Raw genomic sequence first — 446 nt, forward strand, 5'->3', positions numbered from 1 at the left:
ATCGACAGCGCACCGGCGCGCACGGCCGTCGGGAACAGCGACGGCAGCGTCGACGGCATCGTGGCGCTGAAGCAGATGCGCGACAGACCCATGATGATGAGACCCGCGATGACGGAGCCCTCGGTGTTGCGCGTGATGCGCATCAGCGACGGGAACGCCAGCACGATCAGCATGACGGAGCCGATGCGCACGATCGTCTTGCGCCCGATGCGGTCGGAGGCCAGACCGATGAGCGGGATGATCGCGAGGCAGACCGCCATGACGATGATCTGCGAGACGTTGTTCATGTTGTCGCTGATGCCCTGGCCGCCCTTGTGGTCGGTGACCGTCGACAGGAAGCTCGGCATGTACGCCGTCAGCATGTAGTTCGTGACGTTCCACGCGATGACGAGGCCGCCGCAGACGAGCATGGCGGGCCACATCTTGAACGTGTCCTTGAGCGAGAC

The 446-nt window shown here is 64.3% G+C and carries 1 protein-coding gene; it reads right to left on the reverse strand.

Features of this window, described 5'->3' with window-relative positions:
* On the reverse strand, positions 1-422 hold a 422-nt coding region (locus tag GO615_RS29945; RefSeq protein ID WP_211167428.1), incomplete at its 3' end, for an MFS transporter.
* Between the last annotated feature and the right edge of the window lie 24 nt (positions 423-446).

Origin of the sequence: Aromatoleum evansii, assembly GCF_012910805.1 — a bacterium.
In the GTDB taxonomy this organism is placed as follows: Bacteria; Pseudomonadota; Gammaproteobacteria; order Burkholderiales; family Rhodocyclaceae; genus Aromatoleum; species Aromatoleum evansii.